Origin of the sequence: Streptomyces sp. NPDC056580, from assembly GCF_042793175.1 — a bacterium.
In the GTDB taxonomy this organism is placed as follows: Bacteria; Actinomycetota; Actinomycetes; order Streptomycetales; family Streptomycetaceae; genus Streptomyces.
In genome coordinates, this window is record NZ_JBHTVE010000009.1 from 379,355 (window position 1) to 398,939 (window position 19,585).

12 protein-coding genes are annotated in these 19,585 nt (G+C 74.6%); 9 read left to right on the plus strand and 3 right to left on the minus strand.

The window, feature by feature from the left end:
- Nucleotide 1: 1 nt before the first annotated feature.
- From nusA to ACFQ9Z_RS22495, 8 genes are all read left to right on the plus strand, one after another.
- Nucleotides 2-1,000 (plus strand): transcription termination factor NusA, encoded by a 999-nt coding sequence (gene nusA / locus ACFQ9Z_RS22460; RefSeq protein WP_143640217.1) that lies wholly within the window; start codon nucleotides 2-4, stop codon nucleotides 998-1,000.
- 101 nt (nucleotides 1,001-1,101) lie between these two features.
- Entirely contained in the window at nucleotides 1,102-1,407 is a 306-nt protein-coding gene (locus ACFQ9Z_RS22465) for a YlxR family protein (RefSeq protein ID WP_383021185.1), read from the plus strand.
- A 149-nt stretch (nucleotides 1,408-1,556) separates the two neighbouring features.
- Nucleotides 1,557-4,640 (plus strand): translation initiation factor IF-2, encoded by a 3,084-nt coding sequence (gene infB, locus ACFQ9Z_RS22470; protein ID WP_383021191.1) that lies wholly within the window; start codon nucleotides 1,557-1,559, stop codon nucleotides 4,638-4,640.
- A 199-nt stretch (nucleotides 4,641-4,839) separates the two neighbouring features.
- A complete protein-coding gene (locus ACFQ9Z_RS22475; RefSeq protein WP_383021196.1) occupies nucleotides 4,840-5,133 on the plus strand; it encodes a DUF503 domain-containing protein in 294 nt (97 codons plus the stop codon).
- 52 nt (nucleotides 5,134-5,185) lie between these two features.
- On the plus strand, nucleotides 5,186-5,638 hold the full coding sequence (gene rbfA, locus ACFQ9Z_RS22480; protein ID WP_383021201.1) for a 30S ribosome-binding factor RbfA: 453 nt from the start codon (nucleotides 5,186-5,188) through the stop codon (nucleotides 5,636-5,638).
- Entirely contained in the window at nucleotides 5,635-6,540 is a 906-nt protein-coding gene (gene truB / locus ACFQ9Z_RS22485) for a tRNA pseudouridine(55) synthase TruB (protein WP_383021204.1), read from the plus strand. The genes rbfA and truB overlap by 4 nt, the downstream gene beginning before the upstream one ends.
- A gap of 280 nt (nucleotides 6,541-6,820) precedes the next feature.
- Nucleotides 6,821-10,903: a serine protease gene (locus ACFQ9Z_RS22490; RefSeq protein WP_383021211.1), complete on the plus strand. Its 4,083-nt coding sequence runs from the start codon at nucleotides 6,821-6,823 to the stop codon at nucleotides 10,901-10,903.
- A 130-nt stretch (nucleotides 10,904-11,033) separates the two neighbouring features.
- Nucleotides 11,034-11,981: a bifunctional riboflavin kinase/FAD synthetase gene (locus ACFQ9Z_RS22495; protein ID WP_383021214.1), complete on the plus strand. Its 948-nt coding sequence runs from the start codon at nucleotides 11,034-11,036 to the stop codon at nucleotides 11,979-11,981.
- Between the two features lie 73 nt (nucleotides 11,982-12,054).
- Here the strand turns inward: ACFQ9Z_RS22495 and ACFQ9Z_RS22500 are convergent, their stop codons facing one another.
- From ACFQ9Z_RS22500 to eccE, 3 genes are all read right to left on the minus strand, one after another.
- Nucleotides 12,055-15,327, minus strand: coding sequence for an SCO5717 family growth-regulating ATPase (locus ACFQ9Z_RS22500; RefSeq protein WP_383021217.1), 3,273 nt, complete (start codon nucleotides 15,325-15,327; stop codon nucleotides 12,055-12,057).
- A 362-nt stretch (nucleotides 15,328-15,689) separates the two neighbouring features.
- Complete coding sequence (locus ACFQ9Z_RS22505; RefSeq protein ID WP_383021222.1) at nucleotides 15,690-16,469, minus strand: hypothetical protein; 780 nt, start codon at nucleotides 16,467-16,469, stop codon at nucleotides 15,690-15,692.
- The gene (gene eccE, locus ACFQ9Z_RS22510) at nucleotides 16,469-17,830 is read right to left on the minus strand and encodes a type VII secretion protein EccE (RefSeq protein ID WP_383021226.1); all 1,362 of its coding nucleotides are present in this window, start codon (nucleotides 17,828-17,830) and stop codon (nucleotides 16,469-16,471) included. The genes ACFQ9Z_RS22505 and eccE overlap by 1 nt, the downstream gene beginning before the upstream one ends.
- 205 nt (nucleotides 17,831-18,035) lie before the next feature.
- Between eccE and eccB the strand changes: the two genes are divergently transcribed.
- The gene (eccB, locus tag ACFQ9Z_RS22515; RefSeq protein ID WP_383021231.1) at nucleotides 18,036-19,562 is read left to right on the plus strand and encodes a type VII secretion protein EccB; all 1,527 of its coding nucleotides are present in this window, start codon (nucleotides 18,036-18,038) and stop codon (nucleotides 19,560-19,562) included.
- The last annotated feature ends 23 nt before the right edge of the window (nucleotides 19,563-19,585 follow it).

Below are 19,585 nucleotides of genomic sequence, written 5' to 3' on the forward strand. Positions count from 1 at the left end.
CGTGGACATCGACATGAGCGCCCTGCGGGGCTTGGTGCGGGAGAAGGAGATCTCCTTCGACCTGCTGGTCGAGGCGATCGAGTCGGCCCTCCTCATCGCGTACCACCGCACCGAGGGAAGCCGCCGGCACGCGCGCGTGGAGCTCAACCGGGAGACCGGGCACGTGACCGTGTGGGCGAAGGAGGACCCGGAGGACCTCGAGGAGGGCCAGGCGCCCCGCGAGTTCGACGACACCCCGTCCGGCTTCGGCCGGATCGCCGCCACCACCGCCAAGCAGGTGATCCTGCAGCGGCTGCGCGACGCCGAGGACGACGCGACGCTCGGTGAGTACGCGGGCCGCGAGGGCGACATCGTCACCGGTGTGGTCCAGCAGGGCCGCGACCCCAAGAACGTGCTCGTGGACATCGGCAAGCTCGAGGCCATCCTGCCGGTGCAGGAGCAGGTGCCGGGCGAGACGTACCCGCACGGCATGCGCCTGCGGTCGTACGTCGTCCGGGTGGCCAAGGGCGTCCGCGGCCCCTCCGTGACGCTCTCCCGTACGCACCCCAACCTGGTGAAGAAGCTCTTCGCCCTGGAGGTGCCGGAGATCGCGGACGGCTCGGTCGAGATCGCGGCGATCGCCCGCGAGGCCGGTCACCGCACCAAGATCGCCGTCCGGTCCACCCGTTCGGGCCTGAACGCCAAGGGCGCCTGCATCGGCCCCATGGGCGGCCGGGTGCGCAACGTCATGGGCGAGCTGAACGGTGAGAAGATCGACATCGTCGACTGGTCGGACGACCCGGCCGAGATGGTGGCGAACGCCCTGTCACCCGCCCGGGTGAGCAAGGTGGACGTCGTCGACCTGGCCGCCCGGTCCGCCCGGGTGACCGTGCCGGACTACCAGCTCTCGCTGGCGATCGGCAAGGAAGGGCAGAACGCCCGGCTCGCGGCCCGGCTGACCGGCTGGCGGATCGACATCCGCCCGGACACCGAGCAGGCCGGGGAGCGCGACGGGGAATAGATCTCGGCCGAGTGGCGCTGAGATCACGTCAGCCTGCAGCAAGCAACTGTTCGACCTTTCCCCCGTAGGGGTGAGGTCGGTGCGGGGAGGTAGACTTAGGAGTGTCTGGCCGGACGCAAGCCCGCGCATGCCCTGAACGCACCTGTGTGGGGTGCAGGCAGCGAGCGGCCAAAGACGCTCTGCTGCGGACCGTGGCGGATCAGGAACAGTGCGTTCCCGATCCTCGCGGTACGCTGCCCGGCCGGGGTGCGTACGTACACCCCGACCCGGTCTGTATCGACCAGGCGGTACGCCGCCGGGCGTTCCCTCGGGCGCTCCGCGTCCCCGGGCCGCTCGACGTAAAGGCGTTGCGCCGGTACGTCGAGCGACAGACAGTTGCCGAGCAGGCAACGCAGGCGACACCGTAAAAAGCGTGCCGTACGGAAGCCCCCGTGCGGCCTGGTACCTCGCGAGTCGAAAGCAGGTCGAGATTGCGATGAGCACTCGATGAGTACGCGATGAGTACGCCCATGAACTAGCGACGGTCCGGCCGCAACCCGGACCTCAGAGGAGCGAAGTGGCTAAGGTCCGGGTATACGAACTCGCCAAGGAGTTCGGCGTGGAGAGCAAGGTCGTCATGGCCAAGCTCCAGGAACTCGGTGAATTCGTCCGTTCGGCGTCTTCGACGATCGAAGCGCCCGTAGTACGCAAGCTGACCGACGCCTTCCAGGGCGGCTCCGGCAAGTCCGGCAGGCCCGCCCCGCGCAAGGCAGCACCCAAGCCCGCCGCGCCCTCCCCGGCGCAGGCGGCCCGTCCGGCTGCTCCGAGGCCGGGCGCCCCGAAGCCGCCGTCGGCCCCGCAGCCGGCCGCCCCGCAGCCCACGGCCCAGCAGCCGTCGGCTCCGTCGGCGCCCGCGCCTGCCTCCGGCCCGCGTCCGGTTCCGGGTCCCAAGCCCGCGCCGCGTCCGGCCCCGGCCGCGCCGGAGTTCACCGCTCCGCCGGCTCCGGCCGCGCAGACCCCGCAGGCTCCGGCCGCGCAGACCCCGCAGGCTCCGGCCGCGCAGGGCCCGCGTCCCGGCGCCCGTCCGGGTGCGCCCAAGCCCGGTGGCCGTCCCGCGGCTCCCGGTCAGGGCCAGGGCGGCCGTCCCGGCCAGGGCGCCCAGCGCCCCGGTGGCCAGGGTCAGCGTCCGGGTGCCCGCCCGGCCGGCCCGCGTCCGGGCAACAACCCCTTCACCTCCGGTGGTTCCACCGGCATGGCGCGCCCGCAGGCGCCCCGCCCGCAGGGCGGCCCGCGTCCCGGCGGCCCCGGTGCCCCCGGCGCCGGTCCCCGTCCGCAGGCCCCCGGTGGCCAGGGCGGCGGTCCCCGTCCGCAGGCTCCGGGCGGTAACCGTCCGTCGCCGGCGGGCATGCCCCGCCCGCAGGGCGGTCCGCGTCCCGGCCCGGCCGGTCCGCGTCCGAACCCGGGCATGATGCCGCAGCGTCCCGCTGCCGGCCCGCGTCCCGGCGGTGGCCCCGGCGGCCGCGGTCCCGGTGGCGGCGGTCGGCCCGGTGGTGGCGGCGGCGGTCGTCCCGGTGGCGGCTTCGCCGGTCGTCCGGGTGGCGGCGGCGGCTTCGCCGGTCGTCCCGGCGCTCCCGGTGGCGGCGGTGGCGGCTTCGCCGGTCGTCCCGGCGGCCCGGGTGGCGGCGGCCGTCCCGGCTTCGGTGGCCGTCCCGGCGGTCCCGGTGGCCGCGGTGGCACGCAGGGCGCCTTCGGCCGTCCCGGCGGTCCCGCGCGTCGCGGCCGCAAGTCGAAGCGGCAGAGGCGCCAGGAGTACGAGGCCATGCAGGCCCCGAGCGTCGGCGGCGTGATGCTGCCGCGCGGCAACGGCGAGACCATCCGTCTCTCCCGCGGCGCGTCGCTCACGGACTTCGCGGAGAAGATCAACGCCAACCCGGCGTCGCTCGTCGCGGTCATGATGAACCTCGGCGAGATGGTCACGGCCACGCAGTCCGTCTCCGACGAGACCCTGCAGCTCCTCGCCGACGAGATGAACTACACCGTTCAGATCGTCAGCCCCGAGGAGGAGGACCGCGAGCTGCTCGAGTCCTTCGACATCGAGTTCGGCGAGGACGAGGGCTCCGAGGAGGACCTGGTCGTCCGCCCGCCGGTCGTCACCGTCATGGGTCACGTCGACCACGGTAAGACCCGGCTCCTCGACGCCATCCGCAAGACGAACGTCATCGCGGGCGAGGCCGGCGGCATCACCCAGCACATCGGTGCCTACCAGGTCGCGACCGAGGTCAACGACGAAGAGCGCAAGATCACCTTCATCGACACCCCGGGTCACGAGGCGTTCACCGCCATGCGTGCCCGTGGTGCGAAGTCGACCGACATCGCGATCCTGGTGGTCGCGGCCAACGACGGCGTCATGCCGCAGACGGTCGAGGCGCTCAACCACGCCAAGGCCGCCGAGGTGCCGATCGTCGTCGCGGTCAACAAGATCGACGTCGAGGGCGCCGACCCGACCAAGGTGCGCGGTCAGCTGACCGAGTACGGCCTGGTGGCCGAGGAGTACGGCGGCGACACGATGTTCGTCGACATCTCCGCCAAGCAGGGTCTGCACATCGACTCGCTGCTGGAGGCCGTGATCCTCACGGCCGACGCCTCGCTCGACCTGCGGGCCAACCCGAACCAGGACGCGCAGGGCATCTCGATCGAGTCCCGTCTCGACCGCGGCCGCGGTGCCGTGGCGACGGTCCTCGTCCAGCGAGGCACGCTGCGGGTCGGCGACACGATGGTCGTGGGCGACGCCTACGGTCGCGTGCGCGCCATGCTCGACGACAACGGCAACAACGTCGCCGAGGCCGGACCCTCGACGCCGGTCCAGGTCCTGGGCCTGACCAACGTCCCGGGTGCGGGCGACAACTTCCTGGTGGTCGACGAGGACCGTACGGCCCGTCAGATCGCCGAGAAGCGCGCCGCCCGCGAGCGCAACGCCGCGTTCGCCAAGCGCACGCGCCGCGTGTCGCTGGAGGACCTGGACAAGGTGCTCAAGGCCGGCGAGGTCCAGCAGCTGAACCTGATCATCAAGGGTGACGCTTCCGGATCCGTCGAGGCGCTCGAGTCGTCGCTGCTCCAGCTCGACGTCGGCGAAGAGGTCGACATCCGCGTCCTGCACCGCGGCGTCGGTGCGGTCACGGAGTCCGACATCGACCTGGCGATGGGCTCGGACGCCATCGTGATCGGCTTCAACGTCCGCGCGGCCGGCCGCGCGGCGCAGATGGCCGAGCGCGAGGGCGTGGACGTCCGGTACTACTCGGTCATCTACCAGGCGATCGAGGAGATCGAGGCGGCCCTGAAGGGCATGCTGAAGCCGGAGTACGAGGAGGTCGAGCTCGGCACGGCGGAGATCCGCGAGGTCTTCCGTTCGTCCAAGCTGGGCAACATCGCGGGTGTGCTCATCCGCTCCGGCGAGGTCCGCCGCAACACCAAGGCGCGCCTCATCCGCGACGGCAAGGTCATCGCGGAGAACCTCAACATCGAGGGTCTGCGTCGCTTCAAGGACGACGTCACCGAGATCCGCGAAGGCTACGAGGGTGGTATCAACCTCGGAAACTTCAACGACATCAAGGTCGACGACGTCATCGCGACGTACGAGATGCGGGAGAAGCCGCGGGTGTGACGCCCACGGCGCCCCTGAGCCGGCCGGCGGGAGTCCGCTCCCGCCGGCCGGCGCGCCGTTGCCGGGGCCCCGCCCCGGCCGGCGGTGCCGCGGAAACCCTGTCGAGGCACCGGCGGGTACGCGGTACCGTTCTTGGTGTCCCCGGCCACACGGTCCCGGGGCCATCGATCCCGTGCCGGCGGGTGAACCGGTTACACACATGTACGTGGGGACTCTGTCCTTCGACCTGCTTCTCGGCGACGTCCACTCGCTGAAGGAGAAGCGCTCCGTCGTCCGCCCGATCGTCGCCGAACTCCAGCGGAAGTACGCCGTGAGCGCGGCCGAGGTGGACCACATGGACCTCCACCGGCGAGCGATCATCGGCATGGCCATGGTCTCCGGCGACGCGGCGCACCTCACCGACGTACTGGACCGGTGCGAACGGCTGGTCGCCGGCCGCCCCGAGGTGGAACTGCTGTCCGTGAGACGGCGCTTCCACGGCGAAGACGACTGACGACGACCAGACCCACAGAACGCTAGAAGAAGAAAGAACGGGAGACGGACCAGTGGCCGACAACGCGCGGGCGAAAAGGCTGGCGGACCTCATCCGGGAGGTGGTGGCCCAGAAGCTGCAGCGCGGGATCAAGGACCCGCGGCTCGGCTCGCACGTCACCATCACGGACACCCGGGTCACGGGTGACCTGCGGGAGGCGACCGTCTTCTACACGGTCTACGGGGACGACGAGGAGCGGAAGTCCGCGGCCGCCGGCCTGGAGAGCGCCAAGGGCATCCTGCGCTCCGAGGTCGGGCGCGCCGCCGGTGTGAAGTTCACGCCGACCCTCACCTTCGTCGCGGACGCCCTCCCGGACACCGCCCGGACCATCGAGGACCTCCTCGACAAGGCCCGGCAGTCGGACGCGAAGGTCCGCGAGGCCTCCGCGGGCGCCGACTACGCGGGCGGCGCGGACCCCTACCGCAAGCCCTCCGAGGACGAGACGGACGGCGACGCCGCGGAATGACGCAGAAGCACACCACGCCCGACGGCCTCGTCATCGTCGACAAGCCGTCGGGCTTCACTTCGCACGACGTGGTCGCCAAGATGCGCGGCATCGCCCGGACCCGCCGGGTCGGCCACGCCGGCACCCTCGACCCGATGGCGACCGGCGTGCTGGTCCTCGGCGTCGAGCGAGCCACCAAGCTCCTCGGGCACCTCGCGCTGACCGAGAAGGAGTACCTGGGCACCATCCGCCTGGGCCAGAACACGGTCACCGACGACGCCGAGGGGGAGATCACCTCCTCCACGGACGCCTCCAAGGTGACCCGGGACGCCGTCGACGCCGGCATCGCCAAGCTGACCGGCGACATCATGCAGGTGCCGTCCAAGGTCAGCGCCATCAAGATCAACGGCGTGCGGTCGTACAAGCGGGCCCGTGAGGGCGAGGAGTTCGACATCCCGGCCCGCCCGGTCACCGTGTCCTCCTTCGCGGTGTACGACATCCGCGACGCCGTCGCCGAGGACGGCACCGCCGTGCTCGACCTGGTCGTCTCGGTGGTCTGCTCTTCCGGTACCTACATCCGCGCCCTCGCCCGCGACCTGGGCGCCGGACTGGGCGTCGGCGGCCACCTCACGGCGCTGCGCAGGACGCGCGTCGGGCCGTACAGGCTCGACTCCGCGAAGACGCTGGACCAGCTCCAGCAGGAGCTGACCGTGATGCCCGTCGCGGAGGCGGCCACGGCGGCGTTCCCCCGCTGGCAGGTGGACGCCCGGCGGGCCCGGCTGCTGCTCAACGGCGTCCGCCTGGAGATGCCCGAGGAGTACGCGGGCGCCGGTCCCGTCGCCGTGTTCGACCAGGAGGGCCGCTTCCTCGCCCTCGTCGAGGAGCACAAGGGCAAGGCCAAGAGCCTCGCCGTCTTCGGCTGACGGCCGGACCGGGACCCGGCGTACCGCCGGCCCGCGACGCCTGCCCGTGGAGCGGCGGCCACGGTGCACTGCCACTGCCGCCGCTCCACGGTCCCCCCTCGGTTCCCCCACCTCTAAGCTGCGTCCGGCCGCCCCCGGTCATTCACCCGTCCGGGCGGGCGCTCGGAGTGAACCGGGGGAGTGGAGGGGGGCGCTTTCGCCTCGCGAACTGTCCCGCTGATCTTCCCCCGCCTACCGTCGAGGACGAGGGCACGCGTGTACGGGCGGGGAGGGCACGGCCATGACGGGACGGGACGGGAAGTCAGGACCCACCGACGCCTTCGCCCGCGCCCGGGAGGACGACAGCGGAGCCGGCCCGAGCGGGGCCGCTGCCCCGGCCGGCCCCAACCTGCCCGCGGGCACCGCCGACGTCCCGGCCCGGTCCGCGTTCCTCGACGGCGCACGGGAGCCGATCGGTCACCCGAGCGTCGGCACTCCGGCCGCGGGCGGCGGTGGCCCGGCCGGGACCGGCGTCCCGGCCCGGACCCTCAACGCGAGCTGGGTCGGCCTCCCGGGCTGGATCCCGGCCCCGGCCGCACCCCGCGTCCAGGGCGAGGACTCCGTTCCCGGTCGTCGGACCGGCGTCTCCCGCGGCGTCGGCGACCTGGGGCGGACAGGCGTCCACGGCCGCACCGGCGGCCAGGGCGGGACCGACGACCCGGGCTTGGCAGCCGCTTCGAACGGGTCCGGTGAACCCGGCTCTGCGAGCGGTCCGGGGGCGGTCGGTGAGCCGGGTGGAACCGGGGGCGCCGGCCGGCCGGGCGGGTCGAGCCCGCCGCCCGTTCCGGGCCCGGCCGGTGATCCCGGCCGGGCCGCCGGACCGAGCCGGGGGGCCGTTCCGCGGCGGACCGCCGCTCCCGGTCGTGCGGGCGGCCCGGACCGTCCCGCGCTCGACGGGCTGGTACGGATCCGTGACCTGGCCGGTCGGCCCCGGGGCGTGGGCGTTCCGGCCGATCACCACGGCACCCTCCTCACCGCTCACGAGGCCGTCGACGGGCTCAGCCGGCTGGTGCTGCACGCCGCCGGGCAGCGCACCTGTCTGGTCGGCGCCGAGGCCGTCACCGCGCTGCCCTCGCTAGGCCTGGCCCTGATCCGCACGGAAGGGCTGGACCTGGCTCCGCTGCCGCTGACGGTGCGCGAACGGGTCGAGGCCGGCACCTACGTCCGCGTCGCCGCCGGCTGCTGGCGCGAGGCACGAGTACTCGCCGCCACCCAGGCGACGTACACCGCCACCGACCGCTTCCACCTCATCGACGACGCCCTGGAGCTGGCCATCGGAACGGCGGGCCAGGACGCACTGCGGCTCGGGGGCGGCGCGGCCGGCGGACCGGTGCTCGACGCCGGGACCGGCGCGGTGCTCGCGGTGCTCGGCACCGCCCTGCGCTCCGCCCAGCGCGACACCGGCTTCGCGATGCCCCTGCGGCCGGCGCCGGAGGGCCCGCTCGCCGAACTGCTCGCCCGCAACGCGGAGACCGTGCCCGCCTACGGGGCCGACCTCAACCTGGCCGGTGTCCTGGAACTGGCCGCCGCATCGGTGTGCCAGGACGGACCGGCCGGCGCACCGGCCGACCGCACCGGCGCCGCCGGCCTCGCCGCGGTGCGGCCGGTGGAACGGCAGTGCGCGGCGAACGAGCTGAACGCCTTCGCCGATGCCGACGCCGACGCCGCCGTGCTCGGTCTCGTCGGCGCCCCGGGCAGCGGCCGTACGACGGAACTGGGGGTCCTCGCCGCCCGGCGCCACGGGGCGGAGCGGCCCGCCCCCACCCTGTGGCTGCGCGGCGCCGACCTGGAGGGCGCCGACGAGTCCCTGGCCGACGCCGTGCGGCGCGGCCTGGCCCGCGCCGCACGCGTCGTCGCCGCCGGGCCCTCGGCGCCGCCCGCCTGCCTCGCCGGCCCCACCCCCGAACGGCTGGCCGGCCTCGCACGGCGGGCCGGGCGCCCGCTGCTGCTCCTGCTCGACGCGCCGGAGGAGATGCCGCCCGCCCTCGCCCGCCGGCTGCCCGAGTGGGTCGGGAGCACGGCGCGCTGGCTGGAGGAGACCGGGGCGCGGCTGGTGGTGGCCTGCCGCGAGGAGTACTGGGAGCACGCCGGGGCCGAGTTCCCCGCCGGCCTGCTGCACACGCCCGCGCCCACGGCGACGGACGACGGAAGCCCGCCGCCGTGCGTGCGGCTCACCGGTCTCACCCCGGAGGAGGCCCGCGAGGCCCGCGCCCGCTACGGCATCCCGGACGGAGCGCTCGACGGCCGCGACGCCCGGCACCCGCTCACCCTGCGCCTGCTCGCCGAGGTCCGTGCCGCCCTCCCGGCCGCCCCGTTCGCCGGGCCCGTCGACCGGCACGAGGTCTTGGCCGCCCACCTGGACCTGATGTGCCTTCGGGTGGCGGTCCGCCTCGCCGCCGAGAACGGCCTGCGCGGCACGGCCGTACGGCGGCTCGCCGCCCGGGTGGCCGGGCAGGTGCACGAGGCCGCCCGGCGCAGCCTCGGCACCGGACGCGGCGAGCTTGACCGCGAGTCCTTCGAGGCGCTGTTCCCCTGGGGGGCCGCCCCGGCCCGGCTGGGCGGCGGTACCGGCTGGGCCTCCGCCGTCCTCGCCGAAGGCCTGCTGGTCCCGGCCGGCGACGGCTACCGCTTCGTCCACGAGGAACTGGCCGACTGGCTCCAGGGCACGCACCTCGACCTCGACGAGGCCCTCGACGTCCTCGTCCACCGCCCCCGCGCCCCCCGGGACCCGTACTGCGAGCCGCTGCCCCGCCACCGCGCCGGCCCGGTGGTCCAGGCCCTGCTCCTCCTCGCCCGCCAGCAGGGCCCCCGTGAACTCGCGGCCCGCCTGACCGAGTTGACGCACGCCCTGGACCTGGAACCCAGCTCCTGGTGGCCCGCCCGCCTCCTCGCCCGCACCCTGCTGGCCGTCCCGGACGCGACGCCGTACACCGGGGTGCTGCGCGTCCTCGCCGACCACATCGTCGCCTGGCGCCGCGAACAGCGGCCGGTGGCGGGCGAGTTCGGGCCCGCCTTCTGGACCGCGCTGCCCGTACCGGCCGAGGAGCGCCTCGCGCTGCTGCGCGAGCTGGTCCTCGCCGACACCGCGCCACCGGATCCGGCCGACACCGCGGGACGCTACCTCGACGCCGTGGCACGGCTGCTGGCCGCCGAGCCCGGCGCCGTACAGCCGTATCTGACCGGCTGGTTCGACGACGAACGGCCGCTGCCCGCGACCCCGGACGCCACCGTGGCGACCGCCGCGCAGGCGCTGCTGCACACCCACCGGCACGCGGCGCTGGACGAGCTGACCGAGGCGCTCGTGGCCGGCGGGCACCCGCGCGCGGACGAGCTGCTCGCGGTGCTCGCCGAGGACGAGCCCCCGGCGCTCTGCCGGGCCGTCGACCGCTGGGCGCACGACGAGCGCCCCGCACGCCGCGCCGCCGCCGTCGCAGCCGGGCTGCGCACCGCCCCGCACGTCCGGTCGGCGGCCGACCGGGAGCTGCTGCGCCACGCAGCCCTCGCCCTGCTCGCCCGCCCCGCCGACCGCGCCCTGCACGGCGGCGCCCTCGCGATCCTGGTCGGCGACCCCGGGACCCGCGCCCGGCACCTGACCGATGCCCTGCGCCAGTTCGCCGACGGCGATCCGCTGTTCCCGCCCGCCGCCCTGCTCCCGGCCCTGAGCACCCACCCCGAGCCGGTCCTGGAGGCGTTCCGCGCCCGGCTGAGCGGCGGTGGCGGGACGGACGCCGGAGAGGTGCTGCGCACGCTCGCCGACGTCACCCCTCTCGCCGGGGCGGGCCCGGTCGCCGCCCTCGTCCGGGAGGTGGTCGAGCCGCGCCCGGAGCTGGCCGGCCCCGCGGCCGACTACGTCGACCGCTGCCTGGACCGGGGGCCCGCCGCTCGCCCCGTCCTGCTGCCCCTGGTCACCGCACTGCTCGACGACGGCCCGGAAGAGGTTCGGGCGGCCCTCGCCACCGTCCTCGCCGACCCCGGGGCCCCCGCCTCCCGGCCGCTGCGGCGCGAGCTGCTGGACCTTCTGCTCACCAAGGAGCGGGAGCCGGCCGTCCTGGACGCCGTCCTGTACGCGGCGGCCCCGCACGGGGACGGCCGGGAGGCGGAGCTGCGCGCACTGGTCCACCGCACCGGCCTGCTTCTCGTCCGCACCCCCGACGGGGCCACCCGCTTCGACTGCGCCCTGGTCGACCTCGCCCGGCACGCGCCCGGCTTCGCCGCCCGGATGGCCCGCTGGCTGGGCGAGGCCCCGGACGACTGGGCCGCGGTGGTGGGCCCGAGCGCCCACCGCATGATCGACAACCTGGCCGGCGTGCGCGTACCGGCCTGACCTGCCCGGGGAACGTGCGCCCGGTCACAGCCTCCATGCCGATGCGGGCGCCGGGCACCCGGCATGGCACCCTTAGACCTGCACAAGAGGTCAACGGTAGACACGGACAAGGGTTCGAGGAGCGGTCACAGTGCAGCGCTGGCGTGGCTTGGAGGACATCCCCCAGGACTGGGGGCGCAGCGTCGTCACCATCGGTTCCTACGACGGCGTCCACCGCGGCCACCAGCTCATCATCAAGCACGCCGTCGACCGTGCCCGCGAGCTGGGCGTCCCGGCCGTCGTCGTCACCTTCGACCCGCACCCCAGCGAGGTCGTCCGCCCCGGCAGCCACCCGCCGCTGCTCGCCCCGCACCACCGCCGGGCCGAGCTGATGACCGAGCTGGGCGTCGACGCGGTCCTGATCCTCCCCTTCACGACCGAGTTCTCGAAGCTGTCGCCCGCGGACTTCGTGGTCAAGGTCCTGGTCGACAAGCTGCACGCCAAGGCGGTCGTCGAGGGCCCGAACTTCCGCTTCGGCCACAAGGCCGCCGGCGACGTGGGCTTCCTCACCGAGCAGGGCAAGACCTACGACTTCGAGGTCGAGGTCGTCGACCTGTACGTCAGCGGCGAGGCGGGCGGCGGCGAGCCGTTCTCCTCGACCCTGACCCGGCGCCTGGTCGCCGAGGGAGACGTGACCGGCGCCCGCGAGATCCTCGGCCGTCCGCACCGGGTGGAGGGCGTGGTGGTGCGCGGCGCCCAGCGCGGCCGCGAGCTGGGCTTCCCCACGGCCAACGTGGAGACGCTCCCGCACACCGCGATCCCCGCCGACGGCGTGTACGCCGGCTATCTGCACGCGCAGGACGAGATCATGCCGGCCGCGATCTCGGTCGGCACCAACCCGCAGTTCGACGGCACCGAGCGCACGGTGGAGGCGTACGCCATCGACCGCGTCGGCCTCGACCTGTACGGCCTGCACGTCGCCGTCGACTTCGTCGCCTACGTCCGCGGCCAGGCGAAGTTCGAGTCGCTCGATGCGTTGCTGGAGCAGATGGCCGACGACGTGAAGCGGTGCCGGGAGATCGTGGCCGCGGAGGCGTAGAGCCCCGAGGACATGGAGGGGCGGCCGGTGCGATGCGCACCGGCCGCCCCTCGTCGTGTCCCCCGGCCCGGGCCTACTGCTGCGGCGGAGCCTGCGGAGGCTGGGGCTGCTGCGGCGGCTGCGCCTGGGGCTGCCCGGGCTGCTGCGGGGGGTAGGGCTGGGCGGGCGCGCCCTGGGGGTGGGGCTGTGCCTGCTGCGGGTACGGCTGTGCCTGACCCGGCTGCTGCGGGTAAGGCTGCTGCGGATACGGCTGGCCGCCCTGCTGCGGGGGATGGGGCTGGCCCTGGTGGGGCTGGCCGGGGTACGGCTGCTCCGCCGTGGGCTGGCCCGGCACCGGCTGGCCCGGTACAGGCTGACCCGGCACCGGCGCACCGGGGTACGGCTGACCCGGGTACGGCTGACCGGGATACGGCTGGCCCGGCATGGCCTGGCCCGGCATCGGCGGGGCGGCCACCGGCGGCGGGTTGCCGTCGTTGGTCCACAGGCCGTGCATCTGCTGGTGCCGTACGAAGTCCTCGGCGACCATGGCCGCGAGGTTGAAGTACGCCTCCCGCACCTTCGGCCGCATCATGTCGAGGTCCACCTCGGCGCCGGCGGCCAGGTGCTCGTCGAAGGGCACGACGATCACCCCGCGGCAGCGGGTCTCGAAGTGGGACACGATGTCCTCGACCTTGATCATCTTTCCGGTCTCGCGCACCCCGGAGATGACCGTGATCGACCGGGACACCAGGTCGGCGTACCCGTGCGCGGAAAGCCAGTCAAGGGTGGTGCTGGCGCTGCTGGCCCCGTCGACGGACGGCGTCGAGATGATGATCAGCTGGTCGGCGAGGTCGAGCACCCCGCGCATCGCGCTGTACAGCAGGCCCGTGCCCGAGTCGGTGAGGATCACCGGGTACTGCCTGCCCAGCACGTCGATGGCGCGCCGGTAGTCCTCGTCGTTGAACGTGGTCGAGACGGCGGGGTCGACGTCGTTGGCGATGATCTCCAGACCGGAGGGCGCCTGGGAGGTGAACCGCCGGATGTCCATGTACGAGTTCAGGTACGGGATCGCCTGGACCAGGTCGCGGATGGTCGCCCCGGTCTCCCGGCGCACCCGGCGGCCGAGCGTGCCGGCGTCCGGGTTCGCGTCGATCGCGAGGATCTTGTCCTGCCGCTCGGAGGCGAGGGTCGAGCCGAGAGCGGTGGTGGTGGTCGTCTTGCCGACGCCGCCCTTGAGGCTGATGACGGCGATCCGGTAGCAGGACAGCACCGGCGTGCGGATCAGTTCCAGCTTCCGCTGCCGTTCGGCCTCCTCCTTCTTGCCGCCCAGCTTGAACCGGGACCCGACGGCGGCGGGCCGGCCGCTCTTCGGCTTCTGCCGCTTGTTGTTGAGCAGCCGGTCCGAGGACAGCTCCACGGCCGCCGTGTAACCGAGCGGCGCGGCACCGGGGTTGGTCGGCTGCCGCTGGTCGTGCTGGATCGGCTGCGGCCATGCCGCACCGGCCCGGGGATCGACGGCCGGCTGCGGAGCCTGACCCGCGGGCCCGGTCTCCGCGCCCTGCGCGGCAGGCTGCGGCTGTCCGGGCTGGGGGAAGCCGTAGCCGCCGGGTGGGTTGGGTCCTGTGGGGGTCTGCGGCTGTCCTTGCTGCGGGAAGCCGTAACCGCTCTGCTGCGGCTGGGGGTTGGGGGTGCCGGGGTGCGGTGGCTGGGGTGCGGTCGGGTTGGGCTGGTGCTGTCCGGGCTGGGGGAAGCCGTAGCCGCTGGGTGGGTTGGGTCCTGTGGGGGTCTGCGGCTGTCCTTGCTGCGGGAAGCCGTAACCGCTCTGCTGCGGCTGGGGGAAGCCGTAGCCGCCGCCGGGCTGCTCGGGCGCGAGGCCCGGGTGGCCGGGGGCGCCGGCGGGCTGGTGCCAGGCGGCGGGCGCGGGCTGGGGCGCCTGCGGCTGGAACGGCGGCTGCTGCGCGGGCATGCCCCCAGGAGCCTGCGCGGCGGCAGGCTGCGCCTGACCGGGCGGCATCGGGCCCGGCTGCTGCGGCGCGGGCTGCGCGGGCCACTGGGCGGCCGGCGTGGGGGCGGCGGGCTGGTAGGACGGGGGCAGTAGAGGCAGCCCGTGCTGCTGCGCGGGCGGCGGTCCCCAGGCGGGCGGCGCGCCCTCGGGGGCGACGGCAGCGGCCGGACCTGCGGGTGCGGCGGGCTGCGGGTCGCCCGCCTGCGGGGCGGCGCCCTCGGGCTCGCCGCGCGGCGGGGCGTCCCCGGGCCCGGGCGCACCGGGCTGTGCGTCGGCGGCAGCCGTACCGTCCTGCGCGGGCGCGTCGGCGCGCTCGGCGGGCGCGGCGGTGGCGGGCTCGGGGGCCTCGTCGGCCGCGCCCTCGGGGGCGGAGCCCGTCGCGGCTCCCGCCTCGTCCTCCGCTGTGCCGTCCGCCTCGTCGGCGGCGCCGGCCTCGGCGGTCCCGGCGGGCCGTGCCACCTCATCCGGGTCGGCGGACGCGGGCGCGCCGGCGTCCGCTCCCTCGTCGTCCCCGGCCGTCGCGGTGACCTCGGCGGTCTCGAAGCCGTCGTCACCGGTGCCGTTCCCGTCGGCGCGCTCTCCGGCGGAGCCGTCCGGGGAAGCGGCCTCGTCCTCAGCCGCGACCTCACCGTCCCCGGCGTTCGGGCCGGCACTCGGCGCGGAAGCCTCGCCCGAGGTCTCGGCGGCCCGCTCCGCGGCGGCCACGCGGTCCGCGATCTCGTCCAACTCGCGCTTCAGCGCGACGGCGGAGAACCGCACGGTCGCCCCGCTCTCCAGGTCGCCGTCGCCCGGCTCCGGCTCCGGTGCGGCGGCCGGAGCGGTGTCCTCCTGCCGGGGCGGCTCGGTGGGCCGCGGAGGCGGCTGCGGTTCGAAGCCGTCGGGCAGTTGCGGCACCGGAACCGGGCTCCCGGTCGGCGGCGCGGGCGGGGCGTACGGCGTACCGGGGCCGCCCGCCGGGGTCTGCGGGGTGTACGGCGCCGCCGGAGCGGAAGCGGGCGGCGCGAAGGGCGCACCCGGCGCGGGCGCCGGGGGAGCGGGCGGCGGCGGGGCGTACGGGGCGCCCGGCGCCGCGGTACCGGCTGCCGGAGCCGGGTACGGCGGAGGAGTCGGCCCCGCGTCGGGCGGCCCGGACGGGAACTGCGGCACCGCGGCGGCACCGGAGGCACCGGCCGTACCGGCCCCGTGGGCGCCGCCGGTGTCGCCGGAACCGCCCTGCGGCCCGGACGCGTTCTGCGTGTACCAGGCGGGCGGGGCGTAGTCGATGGTGAACTCACCGGTGGTCTCGACGGCCGATTCCGCGTCGGGCTGGTCATCGCCGGGTGTGGCCCAGCCCCCGCGGATCCCGTCCCGATCGCTGCTCACAGTTCCTCCTGGTGTGGTCGGGCACCCTCATGCCGTGCTCGGGGCACCCCGTTCCGTCGTGCGATTCACCGGGGCTCGCCCGCATGGGCCGCTGAACCCCCCGGCCACGAAGCCGTTCCGCCCGCTCGCGGGAACTCGCGACGCGCCCTGCCCCAGCCTAATCACCAAAAGCGCGGGCCCGGCAGGCCCGTCCGCCCCTTACCTGCCCGCTCCGCGCCGGACACCGGGCCGACGAGGGGCGCGGCACACACGGACGTACACCAAAACGTGACGAGAACCCATCACGTCCAGTCGTCAGCACTGCCGGAATTGACGCCAAAAGTCGCCAATCCGCACCGTAAACAGGCCAAGTTGGACGTCTGTCAGTCCATCCGGCGTGCCACACCCAGCAGTCCGGTCTCGGCGTCCGTCGCCCGCGTCATCACGTACTGCCGGTCCCGCTCGGTGCACCACAGGGTCACGCCGTCCGGAAGCGTGGGCAGCGACTCGAGCTCCGGGCGCGGCAGCGCCAGCACCCGCCCGATCTCCGCCGCCTCGTCCGGCGACACCCGCTGCACGCCCACCAGACGCGCCTGCCGCATCAACCGCGGCGCCACCGGGCTCAGATACGGCAGCAGCGTCAGCACCGACTGCCACGGCGCGGACGCCACCCGCCCACGCGGCGGCCGCATACCGCAGTCCCGCACCACCAGCACCGGCGTCCCCGCCGAGGCGCCCTGCGGGGGCACCCGGCCGACGTCGTGCACCGCGAGGCCGTTCTGCCCGCCGCCCATCGCGTGCACCATCGGCATCCAGGCCTGGGCCCGCCCCGTCTCCACCGCCACCCGGGCGCCCGTGGCCGCCGCGCGCAGCGCCATGACCTGGGCCGTCCACAGACCGCCGATCAGCACGATGTCGTACGGCGTCGGACGGTTGACCCCGAGCACCGCGGGCTGCCCCTCGGTGTCGACGCCGACCACCACACCGTCGTCGCCGATCGGCAGGAACAGCGTGTCGGCCTGCTCCACGGGCAGTGTGTGCCGCGGATGGCGCGGCCCCAGCAGGCCGAAGCCCGTCCGCAGCCGCTCACCGAGACCCGCGCGCGAAGCGGCCGCTCCCGGACGTGGTCCGCCCTGCTGGGCGGGCGAGGTCGTGATGGCCATCAGCGGGCACCTCCGAGCGGCAGGGTGGCCAGGACGCCGGGGAGCTGTTCCCGGTCCAGGCGCGCGAGACCGGTCCGCGCCTCGCGCGCCGCACGCTCGAGATCGCGCCGGGCGTCGGTCAGTTCCTGGTTGCTGCGACCGGTGATCCGCAGGTGGCCCGTGATGGACACGTTCTGCTGCGTGCCCCGGGCCAGGGTCAGGCTGAAGGTGGTCGCCAGCGCGGGCACCGCGGTCAGCCGCGCCACCAGCTGCGCCAGCGAGCCGCCGGATCCGCCCAACTGCGGCCAGCGGCGCACCCAGTAGGTGGTGTGCCGGCGGTTGTCGCAGCGCCAGCTCCGGCTGGACTCCTCGGTACGGCGCTGTGGCGCCTCGCCCCGCCCGGCCTGCGCCGTCACCATGGGGTTGGCGCACGCCGAGGTGGCGATGGCCGCGGTCAGCTCCTCCTCGGTGAGCACGCTCGCCCGGAACCCGGCGCCGGTCAGCCGACTCGACAGGTGCTCGGCCGAACGCACCAGGCACTTCTGCGCCCCCGGCAGCCCTCCGCCGCGCGCCGCCACCGCCTCCGGGCACAGCTCGGGATCGAGCTTCAGCGCTATCCACGTGATGCGCACCGCCGGCGAGCCGGTCTCCGCCTGCAGCGGCGCGTAGTTGCTGACCACCACCGACTGCTGCGGCAGGTGCAGCGCGGGCGCGGGCTGTGTGTGCACCACGATCTGCGCCGACTCCAGCCGGATCCCGTCGACTTCGAGGACGTCCCGCACGAGGGCCACCGGCAGCGGTCTGCGGCCGCGCTCCGCGCGCAGCGCGCCCGCGTCCGACTCCACCTGGAGCACCGCGGTCAGGAAGCCGCCGTCGCCCACCATGCCGATGGGCCGCTGGTCGCGGTCGTCACCGCGGCTGTAGCTGTACGTGCGCAGGGACGGGTCGCACTCCACGGCGGGCGCCAGACCGGAGTCGGTGCCCACCGGCACCGGAGTGCTCGCGGCCCGCCGGTTGCGGGCGCGCAGCGCCAGCAGGGTGCCGAGCCACTCCGGCAGGGAGCGCCCGCGGCGCCGTACGACGGCGAGCACCACCAGCACCGCGGCGACCGCGGCGGCGGCGATCAGCGCGACCGTGCCGGCGAGCCAGCCGCACACCACCAGCGCGGCCGCGGCCTCGAGCAGCACCAGCCGCTGCACCGCGAACGAACCGCCGCGCCCGGAACGGGACTCCGGATGCGGGGCGAAGGCGCCCTGCGGAGACGCGGGGGCCTGCCCGGCACGCCGCCCGGAGGGAGAGGAGCCGCGGGCACCGGGCCGCCCCGCGTCGTCCGGTCGTGCCCCCGATTGCGATCGCGACCGGGCCCGCGTTGCGGAAGCCATCACTCCAAAACCCCCGAACTCTCCCGAATTCCCTTGCGCTCCGGTCCCTTCGAGCCGTGAGCACCCTACCCGTGCCACACGCACGTCCACGCAACAGGCATAGTAGGGGCCGGGTCTGACAGTCGAGGCACCAGAGGAAACCGAGGACGGGGGACGGATCTTCACAGGTCCCCCACGGCTCCGCACGGGGAGAGAGCGGACACAGATGGCATCACGGCGGGACGAACTCAACGCCTACACCTTCGCGAAGCGCCGCACGCTGGCGTCCTTCCTGCAGCCTTCCCCCTCCGGTTCCGAGGAGGGCGCCCCGAAGCCGCTGAAGGCACTGGTGCCCGGCCTCGTCGTCGGCGTCGTGATCCTCGCGGTGTTCGGCGCGATCGGCATGTTCAGCCCGACCGCGCCCAAGGGCTGGGACACCCCGGAAGAACACGTCATCGTCGCGAGCGAGTCCACCACCCGGTACGTCGTGCTGAAGACCGGCGAGCAGAAGCAGCTCCACCCCGTCCTCAACATGGCCTCCGCCAAGCTCCTGCTGGACCCCGGCAAGGACAGCGTCATCACCGTCGACGAGAAGATCCTCGACAGCGGCAAGCCACCGCACGGCGCCACCATCGGCATCCCCTACGCCCCCGACCGCCTGCCCTCCCCGGACGAGGCCTCGGCCACCAAGCGCTGGGCCGTCTGCGAACGCCCCGGCGAGGGCGGCCGGGCCATCCAGAAGGCGGCGTTCGTGCTCGCGAAGAAGGAGTGGTCGAGGACGGACGGGCGCGACAAGCTCGCCCACGGCGACCTGATGTACGTCGTCGGCCCCGACGGCAGCACCCAGTACGTGGTCGACGCACGGGGCACCGCGTACGAGATCGCCGACCCGGCCGACAAGGAACTCCTCAAGGCCCTCGACACCCAGGGCCGCGCCCCGCAGCGCGTCTCCCAGGAGTGGCTCGACACCCTCCACAAGGGCGACCCGGTGTCCATCCCGTCCATCCAGGGCACCCCGGGCGAGAAGGCGGGCGCCTCCGCACTGCTGCACCAGTACGACAAGGTCGGCGAGGTCATCAAGGCCTACGACGGGCGGACGATGCGGTACTACGTCGTGCTGAAGGGAAAGGTGGCCCGCGTCTCCGAGTTCACGGCCACGCTCCTGCTCAACAGCGGCGACCTCGTGGGCGTGGGCCAGGCCGGTGAGGCGCAGCAGGTCAGCCCCGGCGCCGTCGTCGACAGCACCACGTTCGACGGCGACCGGAACTGGCCGGCGTACAAGCCGAGGACGGTGAACGACGGCTCCAGCCCCACCAGCGGCCGCAACACCCTGTGCAACGTGCTGCGTTCGGTCGGCGCCAAGGGTGGCGCCACCACCCTGTCCACCTGGGTCGGCAAGGACTTCCCCGCCCAGCTGCCCACCGGCTCCTCCAGCGCCTACGTCACCCCCGGGTCCGGCCAGCTCTACCGCCAGTTCCAGGGCACGGAGACCACGGCCGGCGGCGTCTTCCTGGTCACCGACACCGGACTGCGCTACGCCCTGCAGTCCAACAGCGACAGCACCACCGACGACCAGGGCATCGGCACCTCCGCGAAGCGGCGCAAGGAGGAGCTGAGCGAGGCGAAGATCGCCCAGACCCGCCTCGGCTACGAGAACGTGACGCCCACGCCCGTTCCCGTCGAGTGGTCGAGGTTCCTGCCGACGGGCCCGCGCCTGTCGGAGGCGGCGGCCCGGCAGCCGCAGGGTTCGTAGCGGCGGGGGAGGAGAACGCACCC

Excerpts from the sequence above, each read along its gene's own strand:
- ACFQ9Z_RS22475 (WP_383021196.1), top strand. The coding sequence starts at position 4,840 with ATGTACGTGGGGACTCTGTCCTTCGACCTGCTTCTCGGCGACGTCCAC.
- truB (WP_383021204.1), top strand. The coding sequence starts at position 5,635 with ATGACGCAGAAGCACACCACGCCCGACGGCCTCGTCATCGTCGACAAG.
- ACFQ9Z_RS22490 (WP_383021211.1), top strand. The coding sequence starts at position 6,821 with ATGACGGGACGGGACGGGAAGTCAGGACCCACCGACGCCTTCGCCCGC.
- ACFQ9Z_RS22505 (WP_383021222.1), bottom strand. The coding sequence starts at position 16,469 with ATGGCCATCACGACCTCGCCCGCCCAGCAGGGCGGACCACGTCCGGGA.
- eccE (WP_383021226.1), bottom strand. The coding sequence starts at position 17,830 with ATGGCTTCCGCAACGCGGGCCCGGTCGCGATCGCAATCGGGGGCACGA.
- eccB (WP_383021231.1), top strand. The coding sequence starts at position 18,036 with ATGGCATCACGGCGGGACGAACTCAACGCCTACACCTTCGCGAAGCGC.